This window comes from Mesorhizobium sp. M0701 (assembly GCF_040320365.1).
Taxonomy (GTDB): Bacteria; Pseudomonadota; Alphaproteobacteria; order Rhizobiales; family Rhizobiaceae; genus Mesorhizobium.
In genome coordinates this window covers 23,449-49,264 of sequence record NZ_JAMYPO010000049.1, presented here as the reverse complement: position 1 = coordinate 49,264, position 25,816 = coordinate 23,449, and the positions used below count along the sequence as shown (strand labels likewise).

At 63.2% G+C, this 25,816-nt stretch carries 28 protein-coding genes and 2 pseudogenes; 14 read left to right on the top strand and 16 right to left on the bottom strand.

Going from position 1 to position 25,816, the window contains the following annotated elements:
* Nucleotides 1-179: 179 nt before the first annotated feature.
* Nucleotides 180-1,199 (bottom strand): GH25 family lysozyme, encoded by a 1,020-nt coding sequence (locus NKI24_RS30635; protein ID WP_352750217.1) that lies wholly within the window; start codon nucleotides 1,197-1,199, stop codon nucleotides 180-182.
* Nucleotides 1,200-1,458: 259 nt separating this feature from the next.
* Here NKI24_RS30635 and NKI24_RS30630 point away from each other — a divergent pair, with 259 nt between their 5' ends.
* Complete coding sequence (locus NKI24_RS30630; RefSeq protein ID WP_352750216.1) at nucleotides 1,459-2,373, top strand: hypothetical protein; 915 nt, start codon at nucleotides 1,459-1,461, stop codon at nucleotides 2,371-2,373.
* A gap of 13 nt (nucleotides 2,374-2,386) precedes the next feature.
* Here NKI24_RS30630 and NKI24_RS30625 read toward each other — a convergent pair whose 3' ends face one another.
* The 5 genes from NKI24_RS30625 to NKI24_RS30605 form a co-directional block, all read right to left on the bottom strand.
* Nucleotides 2,387-2,599: a hypothetical protein gene (locus tag NKI24_RS30625; RefSeq protein ID WP_023674755.1), complete on the bottom strand. Its 213-nt coding sequence runs from the start codon at nucleotides 2,597-2,599 to the stop codon at nucleotides 2,387-2,389.
* 118 nt (nucleotides 2,600-2,717) lie between these two features.
* Complete coding sequence (locus NKI24_RS30620) at nucleotides 2,718-3,116, bottom strand: GFA family protein (RefSeq protein ID WP_023674754.1); 399 nt, start codon at nucleotides 3,114-3,116, stop codon at nucleotides 2,718-2,720.
* Nucleotides 3,117-3,312: 196 nt separating this feature from the next.
* Nucleotides 3,313-4,269, bottom strand: a complete 957-nt coding sequence (locus NKI24_RS30615; RefSeq protein WP_352750215.1) for an alpha/beta fold hydrolase — start codon at nucleotides 4,267-4,269, stop codon at nucleotides 3,313-3,315.
* Between the two features lie 24 nt (nucleotides 4,270-4,293).
* Complete coding sequence (locus tag NKI24_RS30610; RefSeq protein WP_352750214.1) at nucleotides 4,294-4,779, bottom strand: SRPBCC family protein; 486 nt, start codon at nucleotides 4,777-4,779, stop codon at nucleotides 4,294-4,296.
* A gap of 121 nt (nucleotides 4,780-4,900) precedes the next feature.
* Nucleotides 4,901-5,149 carry a ParB N-terminal domain-containing protein gene (locus tag NKI24_RS30605; protein WP_023674751.1) on the bottom strand — a complete coding sequence of 83 codons (249 nt, stop codon included), beginning with the start codon at nucleotides 5,147-5,149 and terminating at the stop codon, nucleotides 4,901-4,903.
* 156 nt (nucleotides 5,150-5,305) lie between these two features.
* Between NKI24_RS30605 and NKI24_RS30600 the strand changes: the two are divergent.
* The 5 genes and pseudogenes from NKI24_RS30600 (at nucleotide 5,306) to NKI24_RS30580 (ending at nucleotide 10,801) form a co-directional block, all read left to right on the top strand.
* A pseudogene (locus tag NKI24_RS30600) lies at nucleotides 5,306-6,945 on the top strand (N,N-dimethylformamidase beta subunit family domain-containing protein).
* A gap of 1 nt (nucleotide 6,946) precedes the next feature.
* Entirely contained in the window at nucleotides 6,947-8,314 is a 1,368-nt protein-coding gene (locus tag NKI24_RS30595; protein WP_352750213.1) for an aminotransferase family protein, read from the top strand.
* A gap of 7 nt (nucleotides 8,315-8,321) precedes the next feature.
* Nucleotides 8,322-9,251, top strand: coding sequence for a 3,5-dioxohexanoate:acetyl-CoA acetone transferase (gene kce, locus NKI24_RS30590; protein ID WP_352750212.1), 930 nt, complete (start codon nucleotides 8,322-8,324; stop codon nucleotides 9,249-9,251).
* A gap of 9 nt (nucleotides 9,252-9,260) precedes the next feature.
* Nucleotides 9,261-9,773, top strand: coding sequence for a GNAT family N-acetyltransferase (locus tag NKI24_RS30585; protein ID WP_352750211.1), 513 nt, complete (start codon nucleotides 9,261-9,263; stop codon nucleotides 9,771-9,773).
* Complete coding sequence (locus tag NKI24_RS30580; protein WP_352750210.1) at nucleotides 9,770-10,801, top strand: histone deacetylase family protein; 1,032 nt, start codon at nucleotides 9,770-9,772, stop codon at nucleotides 10,799-10,801. Before NKI24_RS30585 ends, NKI24_RS30580 begins: the two co-directional genes overlap by 4 nt.
* Before the next feature lie 18 nt (nucleotides 10,802-10,819).
* Here the strand turns inward: NKI24_RS30580 and NKI24_RS30575 are convergent, their stop codons facing one another.
* The gene (locus tag NKI24_RS30575) at nucleotides 10,820-12,085 is read right to left on the bottom strand and encodes a cysteine desulfurase-like protein (protein WP_352750209.1); all 1,266 of its coding nucleotides are present in this window, start codon (nucleotides 12,083-12,085) and stop codon (nucleotides 10,820-10,822) included.
* Nucleotides 12,086-12,133: 48 nt separating this feature from the next.
* Nucleotides 12,134-13,201, bottom strand: coding sequence for an aldo/keto reductase (locus tag NKI24_RS30570; protein ID WP_352750208.1), 1,068 nt, complete (start codon nucleotides 13,199-13,201; stop codon nucleotides 12,134-12,136).
* 384 nt (nucleotides 13,202-13,585) lie between these two features.
* Between NKI24_RS30570 and NKI24_RS30565 the strand changes: the two genes are divergently transcribed.
* A complete protein-coding gene (locus tag NKI24_RS30565) occupies nucleotides 13,586-13,750 on the top strand; it encodes a hypothetical protein (protein WP_023674744.1) in 165 nt (54 codons plus the stop codon).
* 51 nt (nucleotides 13,751-13,801) lie between these two features.
* Here NKI24_RS30565 and NKI24_RS30560 read toward each other — a convergent pair whose 3' ends face one another.
* Complete coding sequence (locus NKI24_RS30560; protein WP_352620689.1) at nucleotides 13,802-14,308, bottom strand: DUF1993 domain-containing protein; 507 nt, start codon at nucleotides 14,306-14,308, stop codon at nucleotides 13,802-13,804.
* 123 nt (nucleotides 14,309-14,431) lie between these two features.
* Between NKI24_RS30560 and NKI24_RS30555 the strand changes: the two genes are divergently transcribed.
* The gene (locus NKI24_RS30555) at nucleotides 14,432-15,481 is read left to right on the top strand and encodes a DUF1176 domain-containing protein (protein ID WP_352750207.1); all 1,050 of its coding nucleotides are present in this window, start codon (nucleotides 14,432-14,434) and stop codon (nucleotides 15,479-15,481) included.
* Here the strand turns inward: NKI24_RS30555 and NKI24_RS30550 are convergent.
* The 6 genes and pseudogenes from NKI24_RS30550 to NKI24_RS30530 form a co-directional block, all read right to left on the bottom strand.
* The gene (locus NKI24_RS30550) at nucleotides 15,478-16,335 is read right to left on the bottom strand and encodes an alpha/beta hydrolase (protein ID WP_352449414.1); all 858 of its coding nucleotides are present in this window, start codon (nucleotides 16,333-16,335) and stop codon (nucleotides 15,478-15,480) included. The two genes, NKI24_RS30555 and NKI24_RS30550, sit on opposite strands and share 4 nt — an antisense overlap.
* A gap of 92 nt (nucleotides 16,336-16,427) precedes the next feature.
* Complete coding sequence (locus NKI24_RS30545) at nucleotides 16,428-18,038, bottom strand: NTP transferase domain-containing protein (RefSeq protein WP_352750206.1); 1,611 nt, start codon at nucleotides 18,036-18,038, stop codon at nucleotides 16,428-16,430.
* A complete protein-coding gene (locus NKI24_RS30540) occupies nucleotides 18,035-18,739 on the bottom strand; it encodes an XdhC family protein (protein WP_352449412.1) in 705 nt (234 codons plus the stop codon). Before NKI24_RS30540 ends, NKI24_RS30545 begins: the two co-directional genes overlap by 4 nt.
* A gap of 6 nt (nucleotides 18,740-18,745) precedes the next feature.
* A complete protein-coding gene (locus NKI24_RS30535) occupies nucleotides 18,746-19,084 on the bottom strand; it encodes an XdhC family protein (protein ID WP_023674738.1) in 339 nt (112 codons plus the stop codon).
* 63 nt (nucleotides 19,085-19,147) lie between these two features.
* Nucleotides 19,148-19,276, bottom strand: a pseudogene (locus tag NKI24_RS36055) (AAA family ATPase); the annotation flags it as partial.
* Between the two features lie 33 nt (nucleotides 19,277-19,309).
* Entirely contained in the window at nucleotides 19,310-19,804 is a 495-nt protein-coding gene (locus NKI24_RS30530; RefSeq protein ID WP_352449411.1) for a flavin reductase, read from the bottom strand.
* 179 nt (nucleotides 19,805-19,983) lie between these two features.
* Here NKI24_RS30530 and NKI24_RS30525 point away from each other — a divergent pair, with 179 nt between their 5' ends.
* On the top strand, nucleotides 19,984-21,057 hold the full coding sequence (locus NKI24_RS30525; RefSeq protein WP_352449410.1) for a branched-chain amino acid ABC transporter substrate-binding protein: 1,074 nt from the start codon (nucleotides 19,984-19,986) through the stop codon (nucleotides 21,055-21,057).
* A gap of 14 nt (nucleotides 21,058-21,071) precedes the next feature.
* On the top strand, nucleotides 21,072-22,091 hold the full coding sequence (locus NKI24_RS30520; RefSeq protein ID WP_352449440.1) for a P1 family peptidase: 1,020 nt from the start codon (nucleotides 21,072-21,074) through the stop codon (nucleotides 22,089-22,091).
* A 46-nt stretch (nucleotides 22,092-22,137) separates the two neighbouring features.
* Here the strand turns inward: NKI24_RS30520 and NKI24_RS30515 are convergent, their stop codons facing one another.
* A complete protein-coding gene (locus NKI24_RS30515; RefSeq protein WP_023674734.1) occupies nucleotides 22,138-22,392 on the bottom strand; it encodes a DUF2171 domain-containing protein in 255 nt (84 codons plus the stop codon).
* 247 nt (nucleotides 22,393-22,639) lie between these two features.
* Between NKI24_RS30515 and NKI24_RS30510 the strand changes: the two genes are divergently transcribed.
* From NKI24_RS30510 to NKI24_RS30495, 4 genes are read left to right on the top strand one after another with little or no spacing between them, the layout of a single operon-like run.
* Nucleotides 22,640-23,365 (top strand): DUF2259 domain-containing protein, encoded by a 726-nt coding sequence (locus NKI24_RS30510; RefSeq protein ID WP_352449409.1) that lies wholly within the window; start codon nucleotides 22,640-22,642, stop codon nucleotides 23,363-23,365.
* Between the two features lie 11 nt (nucleotides 23,366-23,376).
* On the top strand, nucleotides 23,377-23,877 hold the full coding sequence (locus tag NKI24_RS30505; protein WP_352750205.1) for a hypothetical protein: 501 nt from the start codon (nucleotides 23,377-23,379) through the stop codon (nucleotides 23,875-23,877).
* A 59-nt stretch (nucleotides 23,878-23,936) separates the two neighbouring features.
* Complete coding sequence (gene purB / locus NKI24_RS30500; protein WP_352449407.1) at nucleotides 23,937-25,244, top strand: adenylosuccinate lyase; 1,308 nt, start codon at nucleotides 23,937-23,939, stop codon at nucleotides 25,242-25,244.
* Nucleotides 25,244-25,816, top strand: coding sequence for an RBBP9/YdeN family alpha/beta hydrolase (locus tag NKI24_RS30495; protein WP_352449406.1), 573 nt, complete (start codon nucleotides 25,244-25,246; stop codon nucleotides 25,814-25,816). Before purB ends, NKI24_RS30495 begins: the two co-directional genes overlap by 1 nt.

Genomic DNA, 25,816 nt, shown 5'->3' with positions numbered 1-25,816 from the left:
CCGGACATATGGACGCAAGCGATCGAAAACGACGCAAAACAACCGTTGCAGGCAGGGCGCCGTCCACATATGGATCCTAGGGTCTGCGCGACGTCGCTTCGCTCCTGCTCCGCCCTAGGATGACGACCGCGGAGAGGCTTCGGCTAAATCCACCAAAGCTGGAATAGGCGCGACCGCCCTCATTCCGCCTCGGCCACCATCTGCCGTCCGCCAGTCCAGTCGCGCCAGGCGCGCTCATCGCCACGGAACACGTTGAGGTCGATGCGGCCCCTCACCCCGTGCGACAGGCCGGAGCCGGAGTACTGCCAGAACAGCCATTTGCGATCGGGATAGACCTTTGACGGGTGCGCGGCCACGGCGCGCAGCCAGAACGGATAATCGGGGAAGGCGCCCCTGAGATTGTCACGGTAGAAGTCGGGCGCGGTGTAGATGATCGGGCGCTGGCCGTAATGGCGCTCCAGCCTGTCCATGAACACCTGCATCTTTTCCAGCACCTTTTGCCGCGACGGGCGCCGCTTGCAGCTGGAGTCGCCGTTCCACTCGACGTCGATCACCGGCGGCAGCGCACCCTCGACCCGCGGCACGTTGCGGATGAACCAATCGGCCTGCTCGCCGGCAGTGCGGCACCAATAGAAGAAGTGATAGGCGCCGCGCTTGAGGCCGGCGGCGTCGGCACTGCGCCAGTTTCTGGTGAACATCGGGTCGAGATGGTCGCCCCCGTCGGTGGCCTTGATATAGGCGAAGTTGGCGCCCTGGGCACGCAGCTTTCCCCAGTTCACATTGCCCTGCCAGCGCGAAACGTCGACGCCGTGGACGGCGAGACGCCTCGGCGAGGATGCCTTGCCGAAATTGATCGGCTTGGCATCGCGAAAACCATAGCGCGTGACCGGCTCGGCAAGCATCGCCGGTGCTGCGCGTGTCAGCCGCTTCGGCGGTGACATCAGCGCGATGACCTCGGCCGGCGGATCGATGCTTTGGTCGGGCTCCAATGTAGCGACCGGCTGTTCGTCCTGCTCCTGTTCCGCGAAGGCGGGCGCAGCATCAGTTTTCGCAGCAGATGCCACCGGCGCGGGGGGGCGCACAACCGAGCTGGTGGTCTCGCTGGACGGCACTTGCAGCGCATCGACGCCGGAGGTCGACGTGCAGCCGGCAAGGCACAGCGCTGCGATCGAAAAGATGACGACGCCTGATAACCGCATCTGGACCTGTACGCAAAACACAACAGACCGAAGGCAGGACAACGCCGCCGGACAAACCAAGCTGGATTCCTAACAAGAAACTACCAACAAAGTTTGAATCGAATTGTTAGGGCTTTGCATCGGGACGTTGGCCCGGACGGAGGTGCGCTATCCCCCAGCGTTCGGCCACGTGGCTGCCTCGCAATCCCGCTTGACAACTCACGGCATGAGATTAGTCTCCACTAATCTTACGGTGTAAGGCCATACTTGGGAGGAAGTCATGCAGCCCGCCGCCTTGTCAGAATTGCAGCCCGTAGCCCCGCCCGAGCCACACTCGCCCGCCATCGGGATCGACGAGATATCTGGCGATCTCAGCCGCACCATCGAACGCGCCGAGGTCGATGCCTGGCTCGACCTCTATCGCGCCGCCCCGGCAGACTTTGCCGCAAGGCAAGGCCTTGCCATCGCCGAAGATGGCGATCTCGTCTGGACCACCTGCACGACGATCCCGTTCATCCATTTCAACTGCGTCAAGAATTTCGGTGTCGATAGCGCAGCCACCGAGAGCCGGCTCGACGCGCTTCTGGCGCATTATCGCGAGGCCGGTATTCTGAGGCCCTGGTTCTACACCAATCCACATACCGAGCCGGCGACGCTCAGCTGCTGGCTCGAGGCGCGCGGCTTGCAGCGTCAGGGCGGCTGGGAACGCATCTTTCGCGACGCCGCGCCATTGCCAGCGGAGCCGCTTTTCCCGACTGAGAACGTCTCGGTCGAGCGGGTGACGCCGGCAACGGCAAGGGAATGGGCCGGGTTCATCGACAGCCAATATCGGTTGCCGACCTCACCGTGGTTGCTGGCGCTGGCAGGCCGACGCGGCTGGCAGCATTACTTGCTGCGGCGGGACGGCGCGGTGACGGCGGTGCGCTCGATGTTCATCGGTGCCGACGGCATGGCCTGGAGCGGCATCGACGCGCCGGTGCCCGGCATCATGGCGCCGAGCTTCGACCTCGATGCAATGCTCGGCGAAGCGGTGGTGCGCGACGGACTTGCGGCCGGTGCAAAACTGTTCGTGGCCGATATCGAGGCGCCGCGAGCCGAACGTGACGGGCCAGCCTACCGCAACTATGCACGCCTCGGCTTCAGGCTCCCTTATTTCCGCAGCCATTACAGCTATTTGCCGGCAAATTCCGGCTGACCGCTTCAAGACCCTAGCTGCACAACCACAGCTTGTGACAGGTCGTGGCCATCAGGTGGGCCGGCGGTACAAAGCGATCGTTGACCGGCGCATCATCGTCTACCCGGCGGACTTTTTCCTCGAGCAGCGTGCGAAGTTGTGCCGGCTGCACGCGGTCGCGCTCCATCACCAGCTTGATCATCGGATCACTCAAGAGCTCGTCCAGGGTGTTGATGCTGTCGTTCATTCCGTCGCCTCCTCGACTGCCGCCCGCACGCAATAGATAGGCAGCAATGATGGCCCGCCAATGACGCTTTGCCGGCTATCTCGTGTCGCTTTGGATTAAATTTTGTCCAGATTTCACCTCAAGCCGGAGGTGGCGCGCCTTCATATTGCGGCAGGCCGTCATCGATCTGCACCCAGGGCTGCTTCGAGGCGGTCCAGATATGCATCTCAGGCCTGAACACCGAGGGATCATCGAGGGAGCCGGTGGTGATGCCGATGATGCCGGCGGAATCGCGTCGGGAAAACATCGTCGTGCCGCAGCGGGGACAAAAGCCGCGCTTGAGATCGGGCGAGGAATTCACCGTCGCCAGCGGTCCGTCGACTGTCACATCGTCGATGCGGAACAGCACGCGCGCGTTAAAGGCGGCACCCAGCGCCTTCTGGCACAACCGGCAATGGCAGACGCGCTCATTGATCGGTGCCGCCTCGGCGCGGTAGCGCACCGCGCCGCACAAACACCCGCCCTGATATCTTGCCATCACCCGCGTCCCTGCCCTGTGAGGATAGGCGGCATACCTATCGATAGGCGTGGCAGCGTCAATTGAAAAGCTTTGATGGCGCCATCTATAGCTGTGATGCGGCCGATCCACGATTGGCCGATGCGCCGGGCCAAGGCCCCATGGGCGAAATGCCGGCCATCTCGCGGAAGACGGCCGGCAGACAATTGACTGGGCGTCAGTTCGTTTCGTTGACGACCTCGTCCCAGGTCTTGACCTTGGTCTGGCCATTGAGGAACGGCAGCGCGGCAGCTGTCAGTTCCGGCGCGAAGAACACGTCGTAGTGGGTGCGGTTCGGCAGGATCGCCAGGCGGTTCTGCGACAGGTTCTCGCGCATCCAGCCGGCGTCCTTCAACCCGCCGCCGAGCATCTGATAGAACTTGATCTCGTGCTCGGGCCGGTACATATCGCTGTCGCCGAACACCAGCATCACCGGCATTTTCAGCTTCGGCACGTCGGCCGAATAGTCGTAGTCCTTGCGCATATAGGCGCCGAGCTGGTCGAGCAGTTTCGGAAAATCCTCCGGATGCGGCGCAACCGCGACGTAGGACTTGTACATCGGCGTGTCCTTCATCATGTCGGCCATCGCCGCGCCGACCTGTGCCTGCTGGCCACGCATCTCGGCATAGAAGCCGTCCGCGGCATAGCCGGTCGAGACCAGCACCAGGCGGCGCACCGTTTCGGGATGCTGCACGGCCATGCGGAAGGCGACGCCGCCACCCAGCGAATAACCCATCACGTCGACCTTGTCGTAGCCGAGTGCCTTGACGATCGCCGCCATGTCGTCGCCCATCGCCTCCAGGCTGAGCGGCCGGTCGCCGAGCGCGGTACGGCCATGGCCCTGCAGGTCGACCCCGATGACGGTGCGGTTCTCGGTAAGCTTCGGCAGGATCGGCGCGAACATGTCGGTCGTGCCGAGACCGCCATGCAGCAGAAGCAGCGGCTCGCCCTTGCCGTAGACGGCGTAATAATAGTTCAGGCCGTTGATCGGCAGCAGGCCGGATTTTTCCGGCTTCGGCAGTGTTGCGGTTGCGGTCGTCATGGCGGGCTTGGCCTCCTCTGCGTTGATGGTGCCCGGCGCGGCAAATAGCGCGGCGGCCGAGGCGAATATGGCGAAAAATACCGATCTGGACACGTCAGTCTCCCTCTCCCGTTTGCATCAAAGTCGCTTGGCGACCTCCTCAAGCTGTTCGGCGCACTGGCCCCAGCCGTCGTGAAAACCCATTTTTTCGTGCTGTTCGCGGTCGGCGACCGACCAATGCGCGACGCGGGCAATGTAGCGGGTCTTACCCTCGCCCTCGTCCTCAAAGGTCAGCACGACCGTCATGAACGGCTTTTCGGACGGCTCCCACGCCTTCGTATAGGCATCGGTGAAGACAAGCTTTTTGCCCGGTACGACTTCGAGGAAGATGCCTGGATTCGGGAACTCCTTGCCGTCGGGATCGGCCATGACGACAAGGGTGGAACCACCGGTCCGCACATCCATTTCGGCGCGCGGCGTCATCCACGGCTTCGGCGAGAACCATTGCGTCAACAGCCTTGGCTCGGTCCAGCAGCGATAGACGTTCTCGTGCGGCGCATCGATGATGCGGGCGAGAACCAGCTCGCGATCGGAGTTGGGGGCGATGTCGAGCTTGGTGGTCATGATGTTTCCTCACACGTCGGTTTTGGCTTCCGTGTCTAGGACGAACCGACAAGACGCAAGCCGACACGGTCCGCGAAAAAATCCGCGGGACAGGCGATTCGAACGACGGAAATAAGTGGCTTCAGTGGCGCTTGGCTTGCACCAGGTAGGCGTCGATCTCGGTCTCGCCGAGCCACTTGGCCGCTTCCAGCCGATGCAACCCTTCGACGAGGATATGGCGCTTGCCGTCATGGCGCACCTGGATCGGCATCTTCATGCCGTTTTCCAGAATGTCCTCGGCCAGATGGCGGACGGTCTCGGGATGCAGCGTCTTCTTGCGCGCCGTCGGCACGTAGATATCGTTGACCCTGACCTTTTGCACTCTCAGCATATCGGCTCCCGTGGCGGACAAGGCCGCCCTTTGTGAGATAGTCTGTTTGTCAGGCAAGGCCAAGTGAGCAGCCCGGCAATGGCTGGCCCGATCGTTTCCAATTGACGCTTGGCCGGCGGATGGCCGAAATGGCGGCCTTCGACCTTAGCGGTGTCCATGAACCATCTGCCGACCGAGTTTCCCGATTTCGGACTGACGCCGGAGCAGCGACGCCAGGCGGTGCGCAGCCATTACTGGGAATGGCCCGGTATGGATGGCGGGCGCGGCGAAATCTGGTGCTACAGCGACCGTTTTTCCTATCGCCCCGGCGAGATGGTGGCGCTGCATGTCAGTTCGACGGCCGCCGGTTTCGGCATCGCAATCATCCGCGACGGCGGCGCGGAAACGACAATGTTCGAAAGGACCGGGATTGCGGCGCGCTGGCAAGATACGCCGGACCAATGTTCGGTCGAAGGCTGCGGCTGGCAAGCATCGTTCGAGTTTCGCATCGGCGACGACTGGCCGTCCGGCGCCTATCGCGTCACGCTTGAAGCGGACGCTCGCGACGGCAAGCCGATCCGCTGTCATCACCTTTTCATCGTCTCGCCGCAGCCCGGCAAGAAACCCGGCCGCGTGCTGCAGGTCGCGGCCACCGGCACCTGGCTCGCCTACAATACATGGGGGGTTCCAACCATTACGAAGGCATCACCGGGCCGGCCCTCGACCAATATGCACGAATGGTGTCGACGCAGCGGCCTTGGTGCCGCGGCTTCGTCGTGCTGCCCAGGGACGCGCCGCGCGTGCCGCTCGAAGTCGCCGTGCCGCCGAAAACCGTGCCGCGCTATCCGCATATGGAATGGGCCTTTGCTACCGGCCATTCGAAGAAATACGCCTCAGCCGGCTGGGCAAGCTACGACAGCCATTTCTTCCGCTTCGCCGAGCGTGCCGGCTACGCCGTCGATCTCGCCAGCCAGCACGATCTGCATTTTTCGCCCGACATTCTCGACGGCTATGACTGCGTCGTCTTCGTCGGCCACGACGAATATTGGACCTGGGAAATGCGCGATGCGGTCGACACCTATGTCGAGAGCGGCGGTCATGCGGCGCGCTTTGCCGGCAATTTCATGTGGCAGACCAGGCTGGAGGACGAAGGCCGCCGGCAGGTCTGCTACAAATACCGCGCTCGCGCCGAGGACCCGGCCTATCGCGGCGGCGATATAAGGCGCGCCACCAATTCCTGGGAAGCGCCGGAAATCGGCCGGCCGGGTGCGGCGACCTTCGGCCTCAACGCGACAAGAGGCGTCTATGCCGGCTGGGGCGGCTGCGCGCCACGCGGCGTACGCGGCTTTCCGGTCTACCGGCCGGAGCATTGGGCCTTCGCCGGCACCGGCATCTACTATGGCGATCTGCTCGGCGCCGACAGCCACGTCTATGGCTACGAGGTCGACGGGCTCGATTTCGAGATCCGCGGCGGCCTGCCCTACCCCACAGCCATAAGCGGCGCACCGGACGGCCTGCAGGTGCTCGCGGTCGGCATGGCGAGCCAGGCCGAGGAAAGCGCCGACATTGCGTTCGAGGACCAGTTCCTCGGCGACGAGGACGGACGCTTCACCGCCGAGACGCTGTTCGGCGAGGCAAGCGATGCCAATCTCGACAAGGTCAAACGCGGCAACGGCATGATCGTTAATTTCCGGCGCGGCAAGGGCGAGGTGTTTCACGCCGGAAGCTGCGAATGGGTTGCCGGCCTGCTAAGGCAGGATGCGATTGTCGAGCGCGTCACCAGAAATGTCCTCGACCGCTATCTTGGAAAGCCATGACATGTTGAAGTCTCCTGCCCCGGAAACTCGCGAAGCCTCGCATCTGTTTTATCTATCCAGCCTGCGCCGGCCGCTGATCGACCGCGCCGAAGGCATCTACATGTGGACGCAGGATGGCCGCCGCTTCATCGACGGATCGAGCGGCCCGATGGTCGCCAATATCGGCCACTCCAATCGCAACGTGCTCGACGCGATGAAAAGGCAGATGGACCGCGCCACCTTCGCTTACCGTCTGCATTTCGAGAACGAACCGGCAGAGGAGCTCGCGCGGCAGCTGGCGGCCAAACTCCCCGAGGGCATGGACCGCATCTTCTTTGTCTCCGGCGGCTCGGAAGCGACCGAATCCTGCATCAAGCTGGCGCGGCAATGGGCGGTCGCCACCGGCCAGCCCAGCCGTCGGAAGGTGATCTCGCGCTTTCCCTCCTATCATGGCGGCACGCTCGGCGCGCTCGCCGTTACCGGCGACGATGCGCTGTCCGAAACATTTGTGCCGATGATGCAGATGATGCCGACCGTGCCGGCGCCCATCGCCTGGCGCGACCGCGACAATCTTTCGATGGAACAGCGCGGCATCCGCTACGCCGACATGCTGGAGGAAAAGATTCTCGCCGAGGGACCGCAGAGCGTGCTCGCCTTCATCATGGAGCCAGTCGGCGGCGCTGCCACGGCAGCACTGGTGGCGCCGGACAGCTACTATCCGCGCATCCGCGAGATCTGCGATCGCTACGGCATCCTGCTCATCCATGACGAAGTGATGAGCGGTGCCGGCCGCACCGGAAAATTCCTCGGCGGCGACCACTGGAACTGCAAGCCCGACATCGTCGCGCTGTCGAAGGGGCTGGGCTCTGGCTACGCGCCGCTCGGCGCGCTGGCGGCACCGATGCGGCTGGTGCAGCCATTGCTCGCGTCGGGCGGCTTCCAGCACGGCCATACCTATGCCGGCAATCCGCTCGCCTGCGCCGCCGGGCTCGCCGTGCTCGGCGAGATGGACCGTCTCGGCCTGATCGCCAACGCGGCTGTCATGGGCGAGCTATTGATGGACGAGCTGAAGGGATTGGCGAAGCGGTTTCCGTTCATCGCCGACGTCCGCGGCAAGGGCCTGCTCACCGGTGCCGAGATGCTTGCGGATCCCGACACTCTGAGGCCGATCGAGCCGGCAAAGAAGGCCACCCAGCGGCTGCTCGACCTCGCCTACGAGCGCGGCCTGATCATCTACGGACGCAAGGTCAAGGGCGGTGTCGACGGCGACAATTTCATGGTCGCGCCGCCGATGATCGTCACCGCCGCGCAGATCGGCGAGATCGTATCCATCATCGGCGACTCGCTCGAGGTGCTGGCCAGCGAGCTCGACCTGCCGGTCGAAGGTTGAGGCGACCATGGCACCGCGCAAAGTCATCATCACTTGCGCCGTTACTGGGTGGGTACACACCCCGTCGATGTCGCCGCATCTGCCAGTGACGCCGGACCAGATCGCCGCAGACGCGATCGCCGCCGCCGAGGCCGGCGCTTCGATCCTGCATCTTCATGCCCGCGACCCCAAGGATGGGCGGCCGACCGCCGACCCCGAGGTGTTCATGCAGTTCCTGCCGCGCATCAAGCAGGCGACCGATGCGGTGATCAACATCACCACCGGCGGATCGTCGCTGATGACGCTCGACCAGCGGCTGGCCGCGCCGCTCAGGGCCGAGCCGGAAATGTGTTCGCTCAATATGGGTTCGATGAATTTTGCGCTGTTCCCGATGCTCGAGCGGCCGCGAGAATGGCAGCACGAATGGGAGCCGAAGCTGCTCGAGGCTACCCGTGACACGATCTTCAAGAACACCTTTGCCGATATGGAGACGGTGCTGGAAAAGCTTGGGCGCGGCTGCGGCACGCGTTTCGAATTCGAGTGCTACGATGTCGGCCATCTCTATTCGCTTGCGCATTTCCGCGACCGCGGGCTGGTGTCGGGACCATTGTTCATCCAATTCGTGCTCGGCATATTGGGTGGTATCGGCGCCGATCCCGAAAACCTGGTCCACATGAAGCGCATCGCCGACAAACTGTTCGGCGACAGCTACCGGTTTTCGGTGCTGGCCGCCGGACGCCACCAGATGCCGATGATCTCGATTGCGGCGGCGATGGGCGGCAATGTCCGCGTCGGGCTGGAGGACAGCCTCTACGACGGGCGCCAGCTCGCCAAGTCCAATGCCGACCAGGTGCGCCGCATCCGCGGCGTGCTCGACGGATTGTCGCTGGACGTCGCTACGCCGGCCGAGGCGCGGCAGATGCTGGCGCTCAAGGGCGGCGACCGCGTGGCGTTCTGAGATGCGGCCGTGACCAACCCACCGTCAAGAGACATTGTCATCCGCCCCGGCCGGGTTGAGGACGTCGAAACCATCCACGCCGCGCTCCTGCGGCTCGGCGCGCATGTCGGCGCACATCAGGAGATCACCTCGACAGCTCAGGATCTCCGCACCTATGGCTTTGGCGAAAAGCCTGCCTTCTCGACCTTGATCGCCGAAGTCGGTGGCGAATTTGCCGGGCTTTGCTTGTATTTTCCGATCTTCTCGACATGGATGGGACGGCCCGGCGTCTATGTGCAGGACCTCTATGTCGAGGATCGTTTTCGTGGCGGCAGGATCGGCGAGCGCCTGCTGCGCCGGGTCGCGGCGCAATGCCGGAAGGCAGGCGGCGTCTATCTCAGGCTGTCCGTCGATACCGACAACGAGACCGCCAAGGCTTTTTACGAACGGTTGGGCATTGCCTGGTCGAGCTACGAGCAGGTGCAGAAGACCGTCGGCGACGCCTTTTTCGCCTTCGCCGATGCACCGGAGGAGCCAACATGAAAGCCTTCTATGCCGAAGAACAGAAGCGCCACGACCCGAAGGCGTTCCTCTCAAGCGGCGCGCCGCAGCCCAATCCGGAAAGGCCGGAACGGGTCGAGCGATTGTTGGCCGGCGCAAAGGCTGCCGGCTGCACGATCGAACGGCCGCGGGATCACGGGCTCTGCCCGATTGCGGCGGTGCATACGCCGGAATACCTCGATTTTCTCCAGCATATCTTCGCGCGCTGGCAGCGCATCGAGGGCGCCTCGGCCGAGGTCATCCCCAATATCCATCCGATCGCGCGGAACGGCTCCTATCCGGCCTCGGCGGTCGGCCGGGCCGGCTACCACATGGCCGACACCGCCTGCCCGATCTCCAGCGAGACGTGGCAGAGCGCGCTTTGGAGCGCCTGGAGCGCGGTTGAAACCGCCGAGGCGGTGATGTCGGGAGCGCCGGCCGCCTATGCGCTGTGCCGGCCGCCCGGCCATCACGCCTTTGCCGATGTCGCCGGCGGCTTCTGCTTCATCAACAATTCGGCCGTCGCTGCACAGGTTCTGCGCAAGCAGGCGGCGCGGGTGGCGATCCTCGATGTCGACCTGCACCACGGCAACGGCACGCAAGGCATCTTCTATGCCCGGCCGGACGTGCTCACCGTGTCGCTGCATGCCGACCCGGTGCGCTTCTACCCGTTTTTCTGGGGCTATGGCGACGAGCGCGGCGAAGGCGCCGGCCTCGGCTACAATCTCAACCTGCCGCTGCCGCGCAAATCCGGCGATGCAGCGTTCCTCGAAGCGCTGGAGGCATCGTTCCAGCGCATCAACGCCTTCTCGCCCGATGCGCTTGTGGTGGCGCTGGGGCTAGATGCCTTCGAAGGCGATCCGTTCGGCGGGCTGTCGGTGAGCACGCCTGGTTTTTCGCGCATTGGCGAGGTGATCGCCGGGCTCGGCCTGCCAACGGTCATCGTCCAGGAAGGCGGCTATCTCTGCGACGAGCTCGGCGACAATCTCACCGCCTTCCTCACCGGTTTTGGCGGCGCCCACAAGCGATGATCCGCCCGCGAGGGCCGCTCAGGATCGTTCCTGCCTCAGCATGGCGACAACGCGATGCACGCTCTCCAGCGTCTCGTCGATTTCGGCTGAAGTGTTGTAATGAGCGATGCCGATGCGCACCACCCCCTGCTCGGCCGGAATGCCGAGCTGGTGGACGATCTCCCAGGCGTAGTTGTGGCCGGACCACAGGAAGATGTTTTCGGCATTCATCTGCCGCACGATCGTCTCCGGCACGATGCCTTCGACAGTGAACGACACCGTCGGCACACGCTCATTGATCCGCTTCGGATCGGTGATGCCGTGGATGGTCAGGCCGGCAATATCCGACAGACCGCCGATCAGCTGTCGCGTCAGCGGGTTCTCGTAAGCGATTGAAACTTCGAAGGCCTTGGCGATTTTCAACCGACGCGATCCTTGCGCGCCGGCTGCCGCGCCCAACTCGGCAAAATAATCGACAGCCGCCGACAGGCCGGCCATCAATTCAATTTGCGGCGTGCCAAGCTCGAAGCGCTCCGGCAAGGCATTGGACGAGCAACGGCACTTATACGGCTTAAGCGCATCGATAACGTCCAGCCTGCCCCACAAAATTCCCATATGCGGGCCGAAGAACTTGTAAGCCGAGCAGATCAGGAAATCGCAGCCGAGGTTTTGGACGTCGATCAGGCCATGCGGCGCGAACTGGACGGCATCGACGTAGACCAACGCACCAGCCCGCCTGGCGATGCCGGTCAACGCCTTCACCCGGTTGATCGACCCGGTGAGATTGCTGGCGTAGTTGAGCGCGACGAGCCGCGTCCTCTCGGAAAGCAGCGCGGCGAGCGCCGCCTCCTCGATCTGCCAGCTCTGCTGGTCGAAAGGCAGCCAGCGCACGACAAGGCCAAGGTCTTCTGCCAGTTGCAGCCAGGGCGAGACGTTGCCCTCATGGTCCATGCGGGTGAGGATGATCTCGTCCCCGGGCTTCATCGTGCGGCCGAGCGTTCGCGACATGTGGTAGGTCAATGTCGTCATGTTGGCACCGATGATGATTTCCTGCGGGCTCGCAGCGCCGAGAAAATCCGCCATCGCCAGGTGGGCCTCGTCCACGATGTCTTGTGCTGCAACGGTGGTCTCGAAGAAGCCGCCGAGGTTGGCATTGGTGGTCAGCAAGCAACGCGATACTGCGTCCGCCACCGCCTGCGTCACCTGCGTGCCGGCAGGATTGTCGAGATAGATGCGCCGGCGGCCCTTGTCGGTCAGCGACAAAGCCGGAAATTTCGCGCGCACCGCGTCGATCCGGAAGTCCACGGCTGTTCCCCTCTCCTTATGACGATCGGACAACCACGTCCCGACGCATCAAGGGCACGGATTGCCGACGCGCTGGTGGATCGCGTCAACGGCTTTCTGCATGTCCTCGGTCCAGACCACGTCGGCGGAAGAGAGCGCCATTTCGAGTTGCGAAATGGTGGTGGCGCCGATGATGTTCGAGGTGACCAAGGGCCGGTTCGAGATATAGGCATTGGCAAACAGCGCCGGCTCCATGCCGAAGGTGCGCGCCAACCGGTTGTATTCGAGCTGCACCTCGGCAGCATTCGGCGTCTCGTAGCGCTGGCCGCGATTGAACAACTGCGAGCGCGAGCCCTGCGGCCGCGCGCCATGATCGTATTTGCCGGTCAAATAGCCCTGCGCCAGCGGCGAATAGGCAAGCAGCGACACCTGCTCGCGCTCGCAGACTTCGGCAAGGTTCACCTCGAAGGTGCGATTGACGAAATTATAGGCGTTCTGCACCGAGGCGACGCGCGGGCCGAGGCCCTTGTCGGCTTCGGCGATGAAACGCATGACGCCCCAGGAATTCTCGTTCGACAGGCCGAAATGGCGGATCTTGCCGGCCTTCACCAGTTCATCAAATACGGCAAGCGTCTCGGCGATCGGCGTCTCGCCTTCCGGCACGCCGGCGGCATCGGAGCGTCGCGGTACGGCGCCGATGCGGTTCGGATTGGCGCCCCACGGCACGTCGCGTTCCGGCCAATGGATCTGATAGAGGTCGATGTAATCGGTGTTGAGCCTGGCGAGTGACTTATCGATAGCGTCGAAGATATCGGCGCGCACCAGCTTAGACGGGCGGTCGCCGCGAAACCAAGTGTTGGCGGTGCGACCAACTACCTTCGAGGCGATGATCACCTGGTCGCGATTGCGCTTCGCCTTCATCCAATTGCCGATGAATGTCTCGGTACGGCCTTGTGTCTCCGCCTTGGGCGGGATCGGATAGAGTTCGGCGGTGTCGATGAAATTGACGCCGCGCGCAAACGCCAGATCCATCTGGGCGTGACCGTCCGCCTCGGTGTTCTGCTGGCCCCAGGTCATCGATCCGAGGCAGATTTGCGACACGAAAAGATCGGTCTGGCCGAGACGGCGTTTGTGCATGGAGTTTCTCCGGCGGGAATTTTGCGCGGCTGCGCGAGGAGGAAGCAATAGCATACAGGAAAGCGTCGCCCGCTTCCAAGCCCACCGACGGCAGGCCAGGCGACTTTCCCAGGATGCCGGCGAACGGAGTTTTTCCCTGCGGTTAACAAAAAAGCCGGACTGCATGTGAATGCAGTCCGGAAGTTCGCCAGGAATGGCGAGGAAAAACCGGCCAAGTGCCGGCACTGAGGCCTACGGTCGAAGCACCACAGAAGTTTCGCGGGAACAGCCGAATTATGTCAAAAAAGATCAGGGCAGCATGGCTGCCATGCGAATGCTGCACTGCACAATTGTCATGATCTGCCTATATTGACGGCCGTGGAGGTTCAATAAGGGGCTTGAATCATGGGATTCTTCACTGAAATGTTCGCCCGTCCGCGTCCGCGGGAACAGCTGCGTTATCGTGCGGCACTGGCGCTGCTCCATTCGATGAGCAATGCCGATCGCGCCGATATCGGCGTCAAGCCGGCCGATTTCCCGCGCATCGCCCGGGAAATGTCCCTACGCTAAACAGCGCGCCGTGAGATATCCCCCCGCCGCGGTATATCTCACGAGCGGATCTCAACGCAATCCGAGGAAGATCGACTTGCCCAATGGCACGCCGTTGTGGCGCAGAATGTCGTAGGCGGTGGTCAGGTGGAAATAGAAATTGGGCATAGCGGCATGCAGCAGATACTGCATTCCCGGCATCGACACCTCGCGCCCCGCAAGCCTCAGTTCGACCATCCTGTCATCTGAACCATCGAATTCGGCCGCCGAGAACGTGGCGAGTAGATCGAGCGTCTTGGTTATGCGCGCCTGCAGCTCGGCGAAGCTCGCCTCATTGTCCTCGTATTTTGGCACCTCGCGCCCGGCAAGCCGCGACGGCGCCCCCTTGGCGTGATCGGTGGCGATCTGCACCTGCCTGGTCAGCGCAAACATATCCGGCGCCAGCCTCGCCGTCAGATACACCTGCGGATCGATCTTGCGATCAGCCGCATTTTGCTCGGCAATGTTCAGCACATTGGCTAGTGCCTTCAGCCTCGCCGAAAATACCGGCACGGATGCTTCATACATTGATATGGTCACAAGAAATCTCCACGCGGCCCGACTGCCGAGGGCGAGAGGTAGCGCTTTCGCAGGCGATTGTTCAAGCGTCACCACGCCGCCGCAATCGATATGATAGGATTTTTCATCGAGTGGAGGTTCCCGATGAGACGCGCCATTTTTGCAGCGACCGCTTTTGTCTCTCTTGCCATTGCCGGCCAATCGGCGCTCGCCGCAGACGCGCCTTATATCGACGACAGGTCGAATGCCGAAGCGGTCATCCGGTCGCTTTATAGTGCCATCAGCCGGCACGAATTCGCGCGCGCCTGGGACTATTTCGGCGACACCAAGCCGGCCAAGGATTTCAATTCCTTCGTCAAAGGCTATGACGGCACGGACACGGTCGAAGTCAAAACCGGTGGCGTATCCGAAGACGGGGCTGCCGGCAGCATCTACTACAGCGTTCCGGTCGCCATCCGGGCGACGGCCAAGGACGGCAGCGAGAATGTCTTTGCCGGCTGCTATACGCTGCGCCAGATCAACGCCTCGATCCAGGAACCGCCATTTCGCGCAATCTTCATCGACAAGGGTGCGCTGAAACCCTCAAAGGCCGATTTCGAAGATGCCGTGCCGGCAAGCTGCGGCGAAGGACCGCCGCCGCCGAAGAAGGACGCAGCGCTTGAGCAGGCCAACAAGGCGTTTGCCGCGACTTATGGCGACCAGTGCGACAAGGACATGCCCGGCGGCGATCCGCGAGGAGAGCCGGACGCCTACTCGCTCCGCTACAAGGATGCGGGGGCGGCCGAAAACGAGCCCGAACGCGAGACACGGCTGTTTCGCTTTTTCTGCTCGATGGCCGCCTACAATGAGAGCGCAGTCTATTACATCTACGACGACGTATCGGGCGTCCGGCAATTGCAATTCGCGTCACCGGAACTCGATATTCGCTATGAGAACAACAATAGCGAAGGCAAGGTCGAGGGCATCAACATCATCGGCTTCCAGACTGACGACCAGTTGGTCAACTCCGAATATGACGAGGCCACCAAAACGATTTCATCCTTGAACAAGTGGCGCGGCGTCGGCGACGCCTCGTCGGCCGGCACCTACCTGTTTCGCCACGGCAATTTCTCGCTGGTGCAGTATGAGGTCGATGCCTCTTATGACGGCGAGATCAACCCGCAGACCGTGCTCGACTACAACACCGCGCCCTAAGGGACGTTCGATAACATCCAGTTGAGTGTGCCTCGCCAGTCGGTCATGCGGATCGGCGTGCCATGTGTGCCGGTCTCGAAGCGGACAAAGCGGGTCGGGTAGGCTTTCGATTTGCCCAGAATCGATCGGAAGAAGGCTTCCTGTTTCTCGATTGGAAACACCGGGTCCTTGCTGCCCTGGCCGAAGAAGACCGGCACACGGCGCTTGAATGCGGAGCTTGAGAAGAAACTCTCGTCCCACAGCGAGCCGAGCAGCAGCAGCCCGTCGATGCGCCCGCCGGTGTCCTTGCGGGCGGCCAGCTTCCAGCACAACGCGCCGCCCATAGAGCCGCAGGCGACGAAGATTTTTGCGCGCGGCGACTGTTCGGCATAGTGGCCGATCAATGCGGCGATCTGGGCGGCACCGGTGTCGCCGAAATCGGAAAAATCCGGCGACAGATAGAGGCCGCCATTACCGGCCATCAGGTTCTTGATACGGTTGAAATTGCCACCGAAAGTGAAATCGTCAGCACCCTGCTTACGGCTGCCGCCCTGCCCGTGCAGATAAAGCACGATGATGCTGGCGCCCCCGGTCTTGCCGACGGCAATGTGGCGGACATCGCCTGCATCGGTCGGCAGCAATAGATCCTGCTGCACCTTACGCACGCCGGTGTCGGTGTATTGCGCGTGCACACGACGCTCAGGCACTTCGTCACGAGCGTTGATGTCGCGCAGCTCACGATAATCGACGACCGTATAGGCGCCGTTGCTCTCGGACGAGAGTGTGACCGGATAGGCGAACAGATCGTCCTTGAAGGGTTTGAGTTCGAGAGCGTTGGCGTAGGCGACACAAAAGAGCTGCAAAAGAATCGCCATCAGCAGGGCCGGGAGGCCAGAGGGGGGCAAGCGGAACCGGAAGCAGGAACGAAAGGCCATCCCTCAGCCATGCGTTTTTCGGCTTCGGTTTGTCAATCCTGCAGCACGCCGCCAGCGCTTTCCAGCGCCTCGCGCGTGTCGACATCGACGGCTGCCCCTTCGCCGATCTCGACGTCGATGACGTCGAACCCTTCGGCCTCGACCAGATGGCGGGCCCCGGTATCGCCTTCGAGGTGAGCGATCGCGGCAAACAGCGAACGCGGCAGCAGCACGGGATTTCCGCGCCGCCCATCGTGCGAGGCCCGCACCACCGATCGGCCTTCGGACCTGCAGAACGCCTCGATCAGCCTGTCGAGGTCGGCCGAGGCGACGCCGGGCATATCGCCGAGGACAATCATGGCGCCGGCGGCGTCGCCGGAAATCTTGGCGATGCCGGCCTTCAGCGACGAAGACAGACCCTCGCCGAAATCCGGATTGTCGGCGAAGATCACATCGAGGCCAGACAGTGCATCGCGCACGCGCTCGCGCTGGTGGCCAGTGACGACGATGGTGGCCGCGGCTTTCGAACCGACCGCGCGTTCGGCGGTGCGACGGACCAGCGGCTTGCCGTCGAAGAGCGCCAAGAGCTTGTTCGGCCCGCCCATGCGGCTGGAGCGGCCGGCGGCCAGAAGCACGATCTCGACCTTTGGTTCGGCTTTGGCCGGCAATGGCTCGCGCGGCTGCGGCCGCGTCGGAATTTCCATCAACAGCCCGCCGACGCCCATGCCGGCAATATCCCTGGCGGTCACGTCGACACCGGCGATCAGCCGGTCAAGCACCCAATCGAAGCCGTTCTCCTTGGGACTGCGGGCGCAGCCCGGCGCACCGATGATGCGCTTGCCGCCTAGAGTGCCTAGCACCAGTAGATTGCCGGGATCGACCGGCATGCCGGCGCGGATGACAATGCCGCCTGCCTTTTCGATCGCAGCGGGAACGACGTCGCCGAAATCGGCCATCGCCGAGGCGCCGAAGATAACCACCATATCGTTGTCGCGGATCAGCGAGGCCGCAGCGTCGGCGACGGGGATAATTTCATGCGGGGTTCGACGCTCCGCCGTCAGCCTGCCGCCCGAACGCGCCAGGCGCGCTTCGGTGACGCGCAGCGTCTTGTCGAGCACGCTGGGTTTGATGCCGGGCAGCACCGTCTGGATGACGCCGACGCGCACCGGCTGATAGGCGTTGACCGCAAATATCTCGCCGCCGGCGCAGATCCTTGCCACGGCATCGACCAAAGCGGAGGCGACCGCAAATGGGATGATCTTCACCGTTGCTACCATCTGACCTTTTTCCACCGGCGCATGCTGCGCGAGCGTGGCGATGGTGATCGTCGGATCGACGGCGTTGATGGCGTTGATCATCGCCGCGTCGACGGTGAACATGCCGGCAGCCTGCGCGTGGAGGTTGACCCTGCCGGTCGCGGCGGGCTTCGCCTCGATGTTGCGATGGATCATGGATGCGGCGATCTTTTCGGCAGCGACGTCCTCGCTGAGATCATCGGGCGCCAACACCGCCGCTACGACCTCGGAAATGCCAGCGGCCTTCAACAGGGACACATCCCCGGCGCTTAGCCTGTGCGCCTTGCGGAAGCGGCGCTCTCCGGCTGTGGTGGCGTGCGCCAGCACTGCCCCTTCGGCCGCATCGATCGCAACGGGACCAAATTTCACGCGACCGCGCCTTTGGATTCGAGGCCGCGGGAGCGAAAGGCGTGGATCGCTTGCGCCAACACCGCGACGGCGATCTCGGCGGGGCTGGCGGCGCCGATGTCGAGGCCGATCGGGGCATGAATGCGGGCGATCTGGTCGGCGGTCGCTCCCGAAGCCAGCAGGCGTTCCACACGTTTGGCGTGGGTCTTGCGGCTGCCGAGCGCGCCGACATAAAAGCAGCCGGCGTCGAGCGCCGCCTTCAGCGCGGAATCGTCGATCTTCGGATCGTGGGTGAGAGCAGCCAGCGCCGTATAGCTATCGAGCGGCTGACGCGTCAGCACATCCTCTGGCCATTCGGCATGCAGCGCGATATCGGGAAAACGATCGGGCGTGGCAAAGGCCGTGCGCGGATCGATGATCTCGACAGGATAGCCGGCGATCCTGGCCATCGGTGCCAGCGCCTGGCTGATGTGGACGGCGCCGATCACCACCAGCCGCGGCTGCGGCAGATGTGCGTTGAGGAAGAAGGTCCGTCCCTCAGCTTCGACCGAACCGGAATTGCCCGTGCGAAATGCCTTGGCGATGGCCGCCCCGAGTTCGCCGGCTACCCGGTCGCCCTCGCGCACGACACGGTCGCGGCCGTCGTCGAGATCGGTGACCAGGATTGCCGCGCGGCGGGCGCGGCGTTCGGCGTTGAGTGTCTTCAGCGCATAGGGATCCATTCGAGATCAACCCAATCTTTCTACATAGACCTTGATGCGGCCGCCGCATGACAGGCCGACTTGCCAGGCGGTCTCGTCTGCGACGCCGAATTCGAGCATTTTGGCCGTGCCGCTATCGATAACATCGACCGCCTCGGTGACCACCGCGCCTTCGACGCAGCCGCCAGAGACTGAGCCGTGGAAATTGCCTTCCGCATCGATGACCAGGTGGCTGCCGACCGGGCGCGGCGCCGAGCCCCAGGTCTCGACCACAGTGGCAATGGCGACATCCTTGCCGTCCTTCATCCAGCCCTCCGCGATGATCAGCGGGTCGCGGGCCTCATCGAGATAGATACTGCGTTCCATGATTTTCTCCCTGGCAGACATGTGGTTATGCGACGCGCTTCACGCCAGCCTCGATCCACGGGCGCGCGTCGACCGAACGCATAAAAACAGCACGGTTGCCAGCGACCGGTCCGCACATAATCCGCACGGGTTAACAGATCGAGCGTCTCGTCGACCGTCCGCGGCGTCGGACGCGGTTTTCAACTCGGTCATTCTGTTTTCGCGGGCGCGGCCATCTGAAAGCCTCTACAAAGCGTGGTAGCCGCGGTTGTGATAGATTAGCGGCCGCAAATTATCGCCGATGCGCAAACCTGTAACTTGGCCAAAAAGCACACGGTGGGTGGCCAGATCCTTGGAGTCGATCAGTTCGCAGTCGAAGACGGCGAGCGCGCCCTTCAGCGTCGGCGCACCGGTCGAGATCACATCCCATTCGGCCAACGCGAAACGCTCCTCGACCGGCAGGCCGGTAATGCCGGAAAAGCCGATCGACAGCGGCTCCTGATCCGAAGCCAGCGTGTTCAGGGCAAATTTGCCGTTTTCCACGAACGGCTCGTTCTTGGGATTTTCACGATTGAGGCAAACCAGGATGGTTGGCGGCGTGTCCGACACCGAGCAGGCCGCGATCACCGTCGCGCCGCGCCTGCCGGCAGGGCCATCGGTGGTGACTACATGCACATGGCCAGCAAAATGGGCCATCGCGTCGCGGTAGGCCTGCGGCCCGATGTCATTCTTCTTCAGCACCGATGATTTTCCACTAGTCAGAACCAACCGTTATATATGGGGGGATATTGCAGGCCACAAGCGAAGTGCTTGACCTATATCCCGAATTCGCGTGTTGCGCCAAAGCTGGCCAGCCTTTAGGTCTTGACGGCATTGGCGCCGGCAACCACGCGACCGGCGTGGAGGAATTCTTCGCTCGCATGCGACCTTGGACAACCACGATAGCGGTGCTGGCCTGGCTCTCGGTCGCCTGCAGTGCAAATGCCGAGACGCTGCTGGTCGGCGTCGCGGCACCTTTGTCGGGGCCGTCGGCGATCCTCGGCAAACAGATCGAGGCCGGCGCGACAATGGCGGCTGAAGCGAACGATGCCGAAATCAAGACGATCGATGACGCCTGCACGGCCGACGGTGGCGCCGCCGCCGCGCGGGAGTTCACCGCGGCCAAGGTCAACGTCGTCATCGGGTTTTTGTGCACCGACGCAATCGAGGCGGCTCTGCCGATCCTCAAGGATGCCGGCATACCGGTGATCACCGTCGGCGTTCGCACGGAAAGCCTGACCGACCGGCGCGCCAAGACCGGATGGCCGATCTATCGTCTCGGGCCGCGCGGCGACGACGAGCGCAATGCCGTTGCTGCCATCCTCACCCACCTATGGCAGACCGAGCTGTTCGCCATCGTCGACGACGGTACGATCTATGGCCGCGAAATGGCCGAGACATTTCGGGCAGCCGCCGAGCAAGCAGCTCTGAAGCCGGTGTTCGTCGACACGTTCCGGCCGCAGCTCGACAACCAGATCGGCCTGATCGGCCGGCTGAAGAAAGCCGGCGCAACGCATGTCTTTGCCGGCGGCGACGGCGATGATGTCGCCGTTATGGGCCGGGATGCTGGCCAGCTAAATACCGGCATGGTGTTTGCCGGCGGCGAAGCGTTGCGCGCGCCGCTCGGCGACGTGCCTTATGCCGTCGGTACGCTGATGATCGCGCCGCCCGAATGGGCCGATGTCGCCGACCCCAAGGTGCTGCAGAGCTTTGCCGGACAAAACATCGTGCCGGAAGGTTACACGCTTCCCGCCTATGCCGCGGTCGAGATCGCCAAGGCGGCGTCGGCATTGACGCAAAGCTCCGGCGAGAGGCTGGCCAATGCACTGACCGCACATGACTTCACCACGGCGATCGGACCGATCCGCTTTGACGAAAAAGGCGACCTGACGCAAAATCCTTATCGCGCCTTCCGTTTCGACGGCGGCCGTTTCTTGTCGGCGGAGAGCCAATGATGTCCAGCACGGGGATGTTCCGTACCGGTCCGCGCAATCTCATCACCGACGTCGCCGGCGTGCGTGTCGGCAGTGCAGCGAATGCGACGTTGAAATCCGGTGTGACCACCGTCATCTGCGACGAACCAGCCGTGGCTGGCGTGCAGATCCTGGGCGGTGCGCCGGGCACCCGCGAAACCGACCTGCTCGAGCCGCACAATTCGATCCAAGGCATCCATGCCGTGGTGCTTTCGGGCGGTTCGGCATTTGGCCTCGACGCCGCGTCGGGGGTGCAGGCGGCGTTGCGCGAAAGAGGCATCGGCGTCGAGGTTGGCGGCTTTCGCGTGCCGATCGTGCCGGCGGCGATCCTGTTCGATCTGCGCAATGGCGGCGACAAGGATTGGGGCCGGTATCCGCCTTACCGCGACCTCGGCTACGAAGCCGCGCAAGCCGCCGCGATCGACTTTGCGCTCGGCACCGCCGGCGCGGGTGCCGGCGCGCTGAGCTCCGGTCTGAAGGGCGGGCTCGGCTCGGCCTCGACGGTGCTGGACAGCGGCGTCACCATCGGCGCGCTCGCCGCCGTCAACCCGACCGGCTCGGTTACGGTCGCCGGGACCCGCCATTTCTGGGCGGCGCCGTTCGAGATCGGCGACGAGTTCGGCGGGTTAGGCTATCCCTACCCGATGCCTGACGATGCCAGAAAGGTCTTGCTGAAGTTCCGTGACAAGCATGCGGCAGAGCAGGCGGAAACCGGCGCCAACACGACCATCGCTGTGATCGCCACCGATGCGGTACTCACCAAGGCCGCCGCCAAACGCCTAGCGATATCAGCGCATGACGGCTTTGTGCGTGCCATTTGGCCGACGCACACGCCCGCCGACGGCGATCTCGTCTTCGCGCTGGCAACGGGCAAGAGCGGCATCGAGCTCGGGCTCAACGATGCAATCGATCTCTACGCCGCGGCCGGCGCCACGATGGCGCGCGCCATCAGCCGCGGCGTCTTTGCCGCGACGCCAGCCGAGGGCGATCTGTTCCCGGTCTGGTCGTCGCGCTGAACGCGCAACGCTCATTCGGGTGAGCCGTTATCAGACTGGATTATGATCAGGTGGGTTCGGATTTTTCTTCCTCGAACGTGACCGCAACATCCGAGTTTGCCGACAGCCGCACCTTCTGGCCCTCGACCTCGGCGACAAGGCTGAGAGGAATGAAGTGGTGATGGCCCCTGTGAGCGCCCTCGCCGCTGTCGCGCTTGGTCAGCTTTATGCGATCTCCGTCAACCTTGTCGACGGTACCGACATGGACGCCGTCGGCGCCGATCACTTCCATACGTTCGCGAATCTTGGCTGCATCTGTCATGGGGGTCTCCCTTAGAGCGCCGCGCGTCCTTTTGAACGCGCAAAGGACACTCTAAACATTTTGAATCAATGCACCGTGCCTTCCCAAAATAGGTACGGATTTTGGGGAAGGGCGAAGCGGTGAAGCTGCCGACAATAACAAACGACGGCCGGATTGGATGCATCGACTTTGTGTTTCAGTCAGCACGATCTTTTGACGGCATCGTGATAGGAATTTAACGGCGTCGACCGCCGGAATGGAAAGCCCCATGCGAAATCTTGCCCTGTTTGCAGTCTGCCTGCTTGCCCCGCTTGCAACTTTGGCCGCCGCCTACGCAGGCGATGTCGCCGAGCTTGAGATCCTCGGCTTCAGCAGTGATGGCGGGGTCTTTGCCTTCGAGGAATACGGCGTCCAGGACGGATCCGGATTTCCCTATGCGACCCGCTATTATATCGACACGGCCGACGACAGTTTCCTGAAGGGCTCGCCGATACGTGTCCGGCTCGACGACGAGAATGCCACGGTGGCCGCAGCGCGGCTGCAGGCCCGGCAAAGGGGCGAAGCGATCGTCAGTCAGGCGGAACTCACGGCAAATCGCGGCATCACCGCCGGCTTCAACCCGGTGACCGAGCTTTCTGCCGATCCCTTCCGCATGGTGGTCAATCCGCGCCCGATCTTCTCGCCGGTCGACGATCCGCTCGAGTTCCGGCTCGACCAGATCGGCATGAACGACACCGAACGCTGCCAGAGCCAGGGCGAGATCAATGGCTTTCGCCTGCTGCGCATCGAGGCGAAGGATGGCGGCCAGACGAGGATCATTCACGAGGACAAATCGATCCCGCAAAGCAGAGGCTGTCCGAATGGGTACCAGATCGGCGCGGTTCAGACATTTTCGCTGGATAGCGTCAGCACCTATGCCGTGCTGATCGCGGTGCGCCAATACGGCTTCGAAGGGCCGGACTATCGCTGGATCGCGGTAACCGGTCGCCTGTGACGTTCCCCGCCATGCGCTATCGCGCTCTGCGCCGTCTCCGCCGTGCTCTGCCGTCGCTGCGCACCGCATTTGCCGGTGCCTTGCTGTGGGCCACAGCGATGGGCGCCAGCGCGCTGCTCAATCTGCTGCAGTACGATTGGGAGACCCCGGCAAAGATCCGCTTCGTCTCGCTGCTTTATGCTGCCGGCGGTGCGCTGGCTTTGCCGGTTGGGCTGTTCCTGGCGCGGCTCGTCTCGCTCGGACGCCACTGGGAGATCGCCCTCGCCGCCGCCTTCGTCTGCCTTCTCGCAGCGACGATTGCCTTCACCGGCGGCCTCTTTGGGCTGCAATACCGCTCCTACTACGTCCAATGGCATGCACCCGCGCTCACCATCACCTGGGTTTTCCAGTTCGTGTTCACGATGTTGACGGCGCTTTACCAGTTCGTCGTCCTCGGCATCCGGCTGTATTTTCCGCTCGGTTTCATTGCGCTCGCTGTCGCCAGTGTCTGGTTTGCGCGCCAGCAACGTTGAGCATTTTGCCTGCCTCTGTTAGGACGCGGGCAAATGCTCTCGCAAGTCAGGACCGACTGATGATCCCTCGCTACTCCCGGCCGGAAATGGTGGCCATCTGGTTGCCCGAAACCCGGTTCCGCATCTGGTTCGAGATCGAGGCCTACGCCTGCGACGCATTGGCCGAGATCGGCGTCATCCCGAAGGAGGCCGCCAAGACCATCTGGGAGAAAGGCGGGGCGGCGAAGTTCGACGTCGAAGCCATCGACGAGATCGAGCGCGTCACCAAGCATGACGTCATCGCCTTTCTCACCCATCTTGCCGAATTCGTCGGGCCGGACGCCCGCTTCATCCACCAGGGCATGACATCCTCCGACGTCCTCGACACCTGTTTTGCCGTGCAGCTCACCCGCGCCAGCGACATCCTGCTGGCCGACATTGACGGGCTGCTTGCGGCGCTCAAGCGCCGCGCCTTCGAGCACAAGGACACCATCACCATCGGCCGCAGCCACGGCATCCATGCCGAGCCGACCACCTTCGGCGTCAAGCTGGCGCAGGCCTATGCCGAATTCTCGCGTTGCCGCGAGAGGCTGGTGCATGCACGCGAGGACATCGCCACCTGCGCCATCTCTGGTGCGGTCGGCACCTTCGCCAATATCGACCCTTATGTCGAAGAATACGTGGCCAAGAAACTCGGACTGAAGCCGGAGCCGGTGTCGACGCAGGTGATTCCGCGCGACCGCCACGCGATGTTCTTCGCCACGCTCGGCGTGATCGCCTCGTCGATCGAGCGGCTGGCGATCGAGGTGCGCCATCTTCAGCGCACCGAGGTACTTGAAGCAGAAGAGTACTTTTCACCCGGACAGAAGGGCTCGTCGGCGATGCCGCACAAGCGCAACCCGGTGCTGACCGAGAACCTCACCGGCCTTGCCCGCATGGTGCGCTCCTTCGCATTGCCGGCAATGGAGAATGTGGCGCTGTGGCACGAGCGCGACATCTCGCATTCCTCGGTGGAGCGCATGATCGGGCCCGACGCGACGGTGACGCTCGATTTCGCGCTGTCGCGGCTGACCAGCGTTGTCGACAAACTGCTCGTCTACCCCGACAACATGCTGAAGAACATGAACAAATTCCGCGGCCTTGTGCATTCGCAGCGCGTGCTGCTGGCGCTGACGCAAGCCGGTGTTTCGCGCGAGGACGCCTACCGGCTGGTGCAGCGCAATGCCATGAAGGTGTGGGAGCAAGGCGCTGATTTTCTTGAGGAACTTCTGGCCGACAAGGACGTTGTCGCAGCCTTGCCCGAGGCCGAGATCCGCGAGAAATTCGATCTGGGCTATCATACCAAGCACGTCGATACGATCTTCAGCAGAGTGTTCGGAGAAGCCTGATGATTTCGTCGGCCGGAGATTTCGATTTCCTTGCCCTGCCCGGGCGCGGCAATTCCGGGCCGGATCATTGGATGTCGCATTGGTGCCGGGTGTTCCCCAATTCGAGCCGCGTGCTGCAGGCCGAGTGGGACCGGCCAAAGCCTGAAGACTGGATCGGCCAGGTGGATGCCGCGGTGGCCGCCGCACCGCGCCGCGTCGTGCTGCTTGCGCATTCGCTGGCGGTGGCGACGGCGGTGAAGTGGGCTGCCGGCGCCAGTCAAAGCCAACTCGACAAGGTCGCGGCGGCATTCCTGGTTGCCGCGACCAATGTCGAGGATGCCGATCCCTCATTCGACGCGGTGCGCCCGTTCGCGCCGATGCCGCTGAAGCGCCTGCCCTTCCCGGCATTGGTGGTGGCAAGCCGCAGCGACCCGCGCGTCACATTCGACAAGGCGACCGCTTTTGCCGCAGCCTGGGGCGCGGATATCGCCGATGCCGGCGATCTCGGCCATATGGGAAATGAGGCCCGCCTGGGCGTATGGCCAGCGGGCCTGCTCATGCTTGGCCACTTGCTCGAAAAAGCGAACCTCTAG

Coding starts and splice junctions, on each gene's coding strand:
- NKI24_RS30635 (WP_352750217.1), bottom strand. CDS start 1,199: ATGCGGTTATCAGGCGTCGTCATCTTTTCGATCGCAGCGCTGTGCCTT.
- NKI24_RS30630 (WP_352750216.1), top strand. CDS start 1,459: ATGCAGCCCGCCGCCTTGTCAGAATTGCAGCCCGTAGCCCCGCCCGAG.
- NKI24_RS30625 (WP_023674755.1), bottom strand. CDS start 2,599: ATGAACGACAGCATCAACACCCTGGACGAGCTCTTGAGTGATCCGATG.
- NKI24_RS30620 (WP_023674754.1), bottom strand. CDS start 3,116: ATGGCAAGATATCAGGGCGGGTGTTTGTGCGGCGCGGTGCGCTACCGC.
- NKI24_RS30610 (WP_352750214.1), bottom strand. CDS start 4,779: ATGACCACCAAGCTCGACATCGCCCCCAACTCCGATCGCGAGCTGGTT.
- NKI24_RS30605 (WP_023674751.1), bottom strand. CDS start 5,149: ATGCTGAGAGTGCAAAAGGTCAGGGTCAACGATATCTACGTGCCGACG.
- NKI24_RS30595 (WP_352750213.1), top strand. CDS start 6,947: ATGTTGAAGTCTCCTGCCCCGGAAACTCGCGAAGCCTCGCATCTGTTT.
- kce (WP_352750212.1), top strand. CDS start 8,322: ATGGCACCGCGCAAAGTCATCATCACTTGCGCCGTTACTGGGTGGGTA.
- NKI24_RS30580 (WP_352750210.1), top strand. CDS start 9,770: ATGAAAGCCTTCTATGCCGAAGAACAGAAGCGCCACGACCCGAAGGCG.
- NKI24_RS30570 (WP_352750208.1), bottom strand. CDS start 13,201: ATGCACAAACGCCGTCTCGGCCAGACCGATCTTTTCGTGTCGCAAATC.
- NKI24_RS30565 (WP_023674744.1), top strand. CDS start 13,586: ATGGGATTCTTCACTGAAATGTTCGCCCGTCCGCGTCCGCGGGAACAG.
- NKI24_RS30555 (WP_352750207.1), top strand. CDS start 14,432: ATGAGACGCGCCATTTTTGCAGCGACCGCTTTTGTCTCTCTTGCCATT.
- NKI24_RS30550 (WP_352449414.1), bottom strand. CDS start 16,335: ATGGCGATTCTTTTGCAGCTCTTTTGTGTCGCCTACGCCAACGCTCTC.
- NKI24_RS30540 (WP_352449412.1), bottom strand. CDS start 18,739: ATGGATCCCTATGCGCTGAAGACACTCAACGCCGAACGCCGCGCCCGC.
- NKI24_RS30535 (WP_023674738.1), bottom strand. CDS start 19,084: ATGGAACGCAGTATCTATCTCGATGAGGCCCGCGACCCGCTGATCATC.
- NKI24_RS30525 (WP_352449410.1), top strand. CDS start 19,984: ATGCGACCTTGGACAACCACGATAGCGGTGCTGGCCTGGCTCTCGGTC.
- NKI24_RS30520 (WP_352449440.1), top strand. CDS start 21,072: ATGTTCCGTACCGGTCCGCGCAATCTCATCACCGACGTCGCCGGCGTG.
- NKI24_RS30515 (WP_023674734.1), bottom strand. CDS start 22,392: ATGACAGATGCAGCCAAGATTCGCGAACGTATGGAAGTGATCGGCGCC.
- NKI24_RS30510 (WP_352449409.1), top strand. CDS start 22,640: ATGCGAAATCTTGCCCTGTTTGCAGTCTGCCTGCTTGCCCCGCTTGCA.
- NKI24_RS30505 (WP_352750205.1), top strand. CDS start 23,377: ATGCGCTATCGCGCTCTGCGCCGTCTCCGCCGTGCTCTGCCGTCGCTG.
- purB (WP_352449407.1), top strand. CDS start 23,937: ATGATCCCTCGCTACTCCCGGCCGGAAATGGTGGCCATCTGGTTGCCC.
- NKI24_RS30495 (WP_352449406.1), top strand. CDS start 25,244: ATGATTTCGTCGGCCGGAGATTTCGATTTCCTTGCCCTGCCCGGGCGC.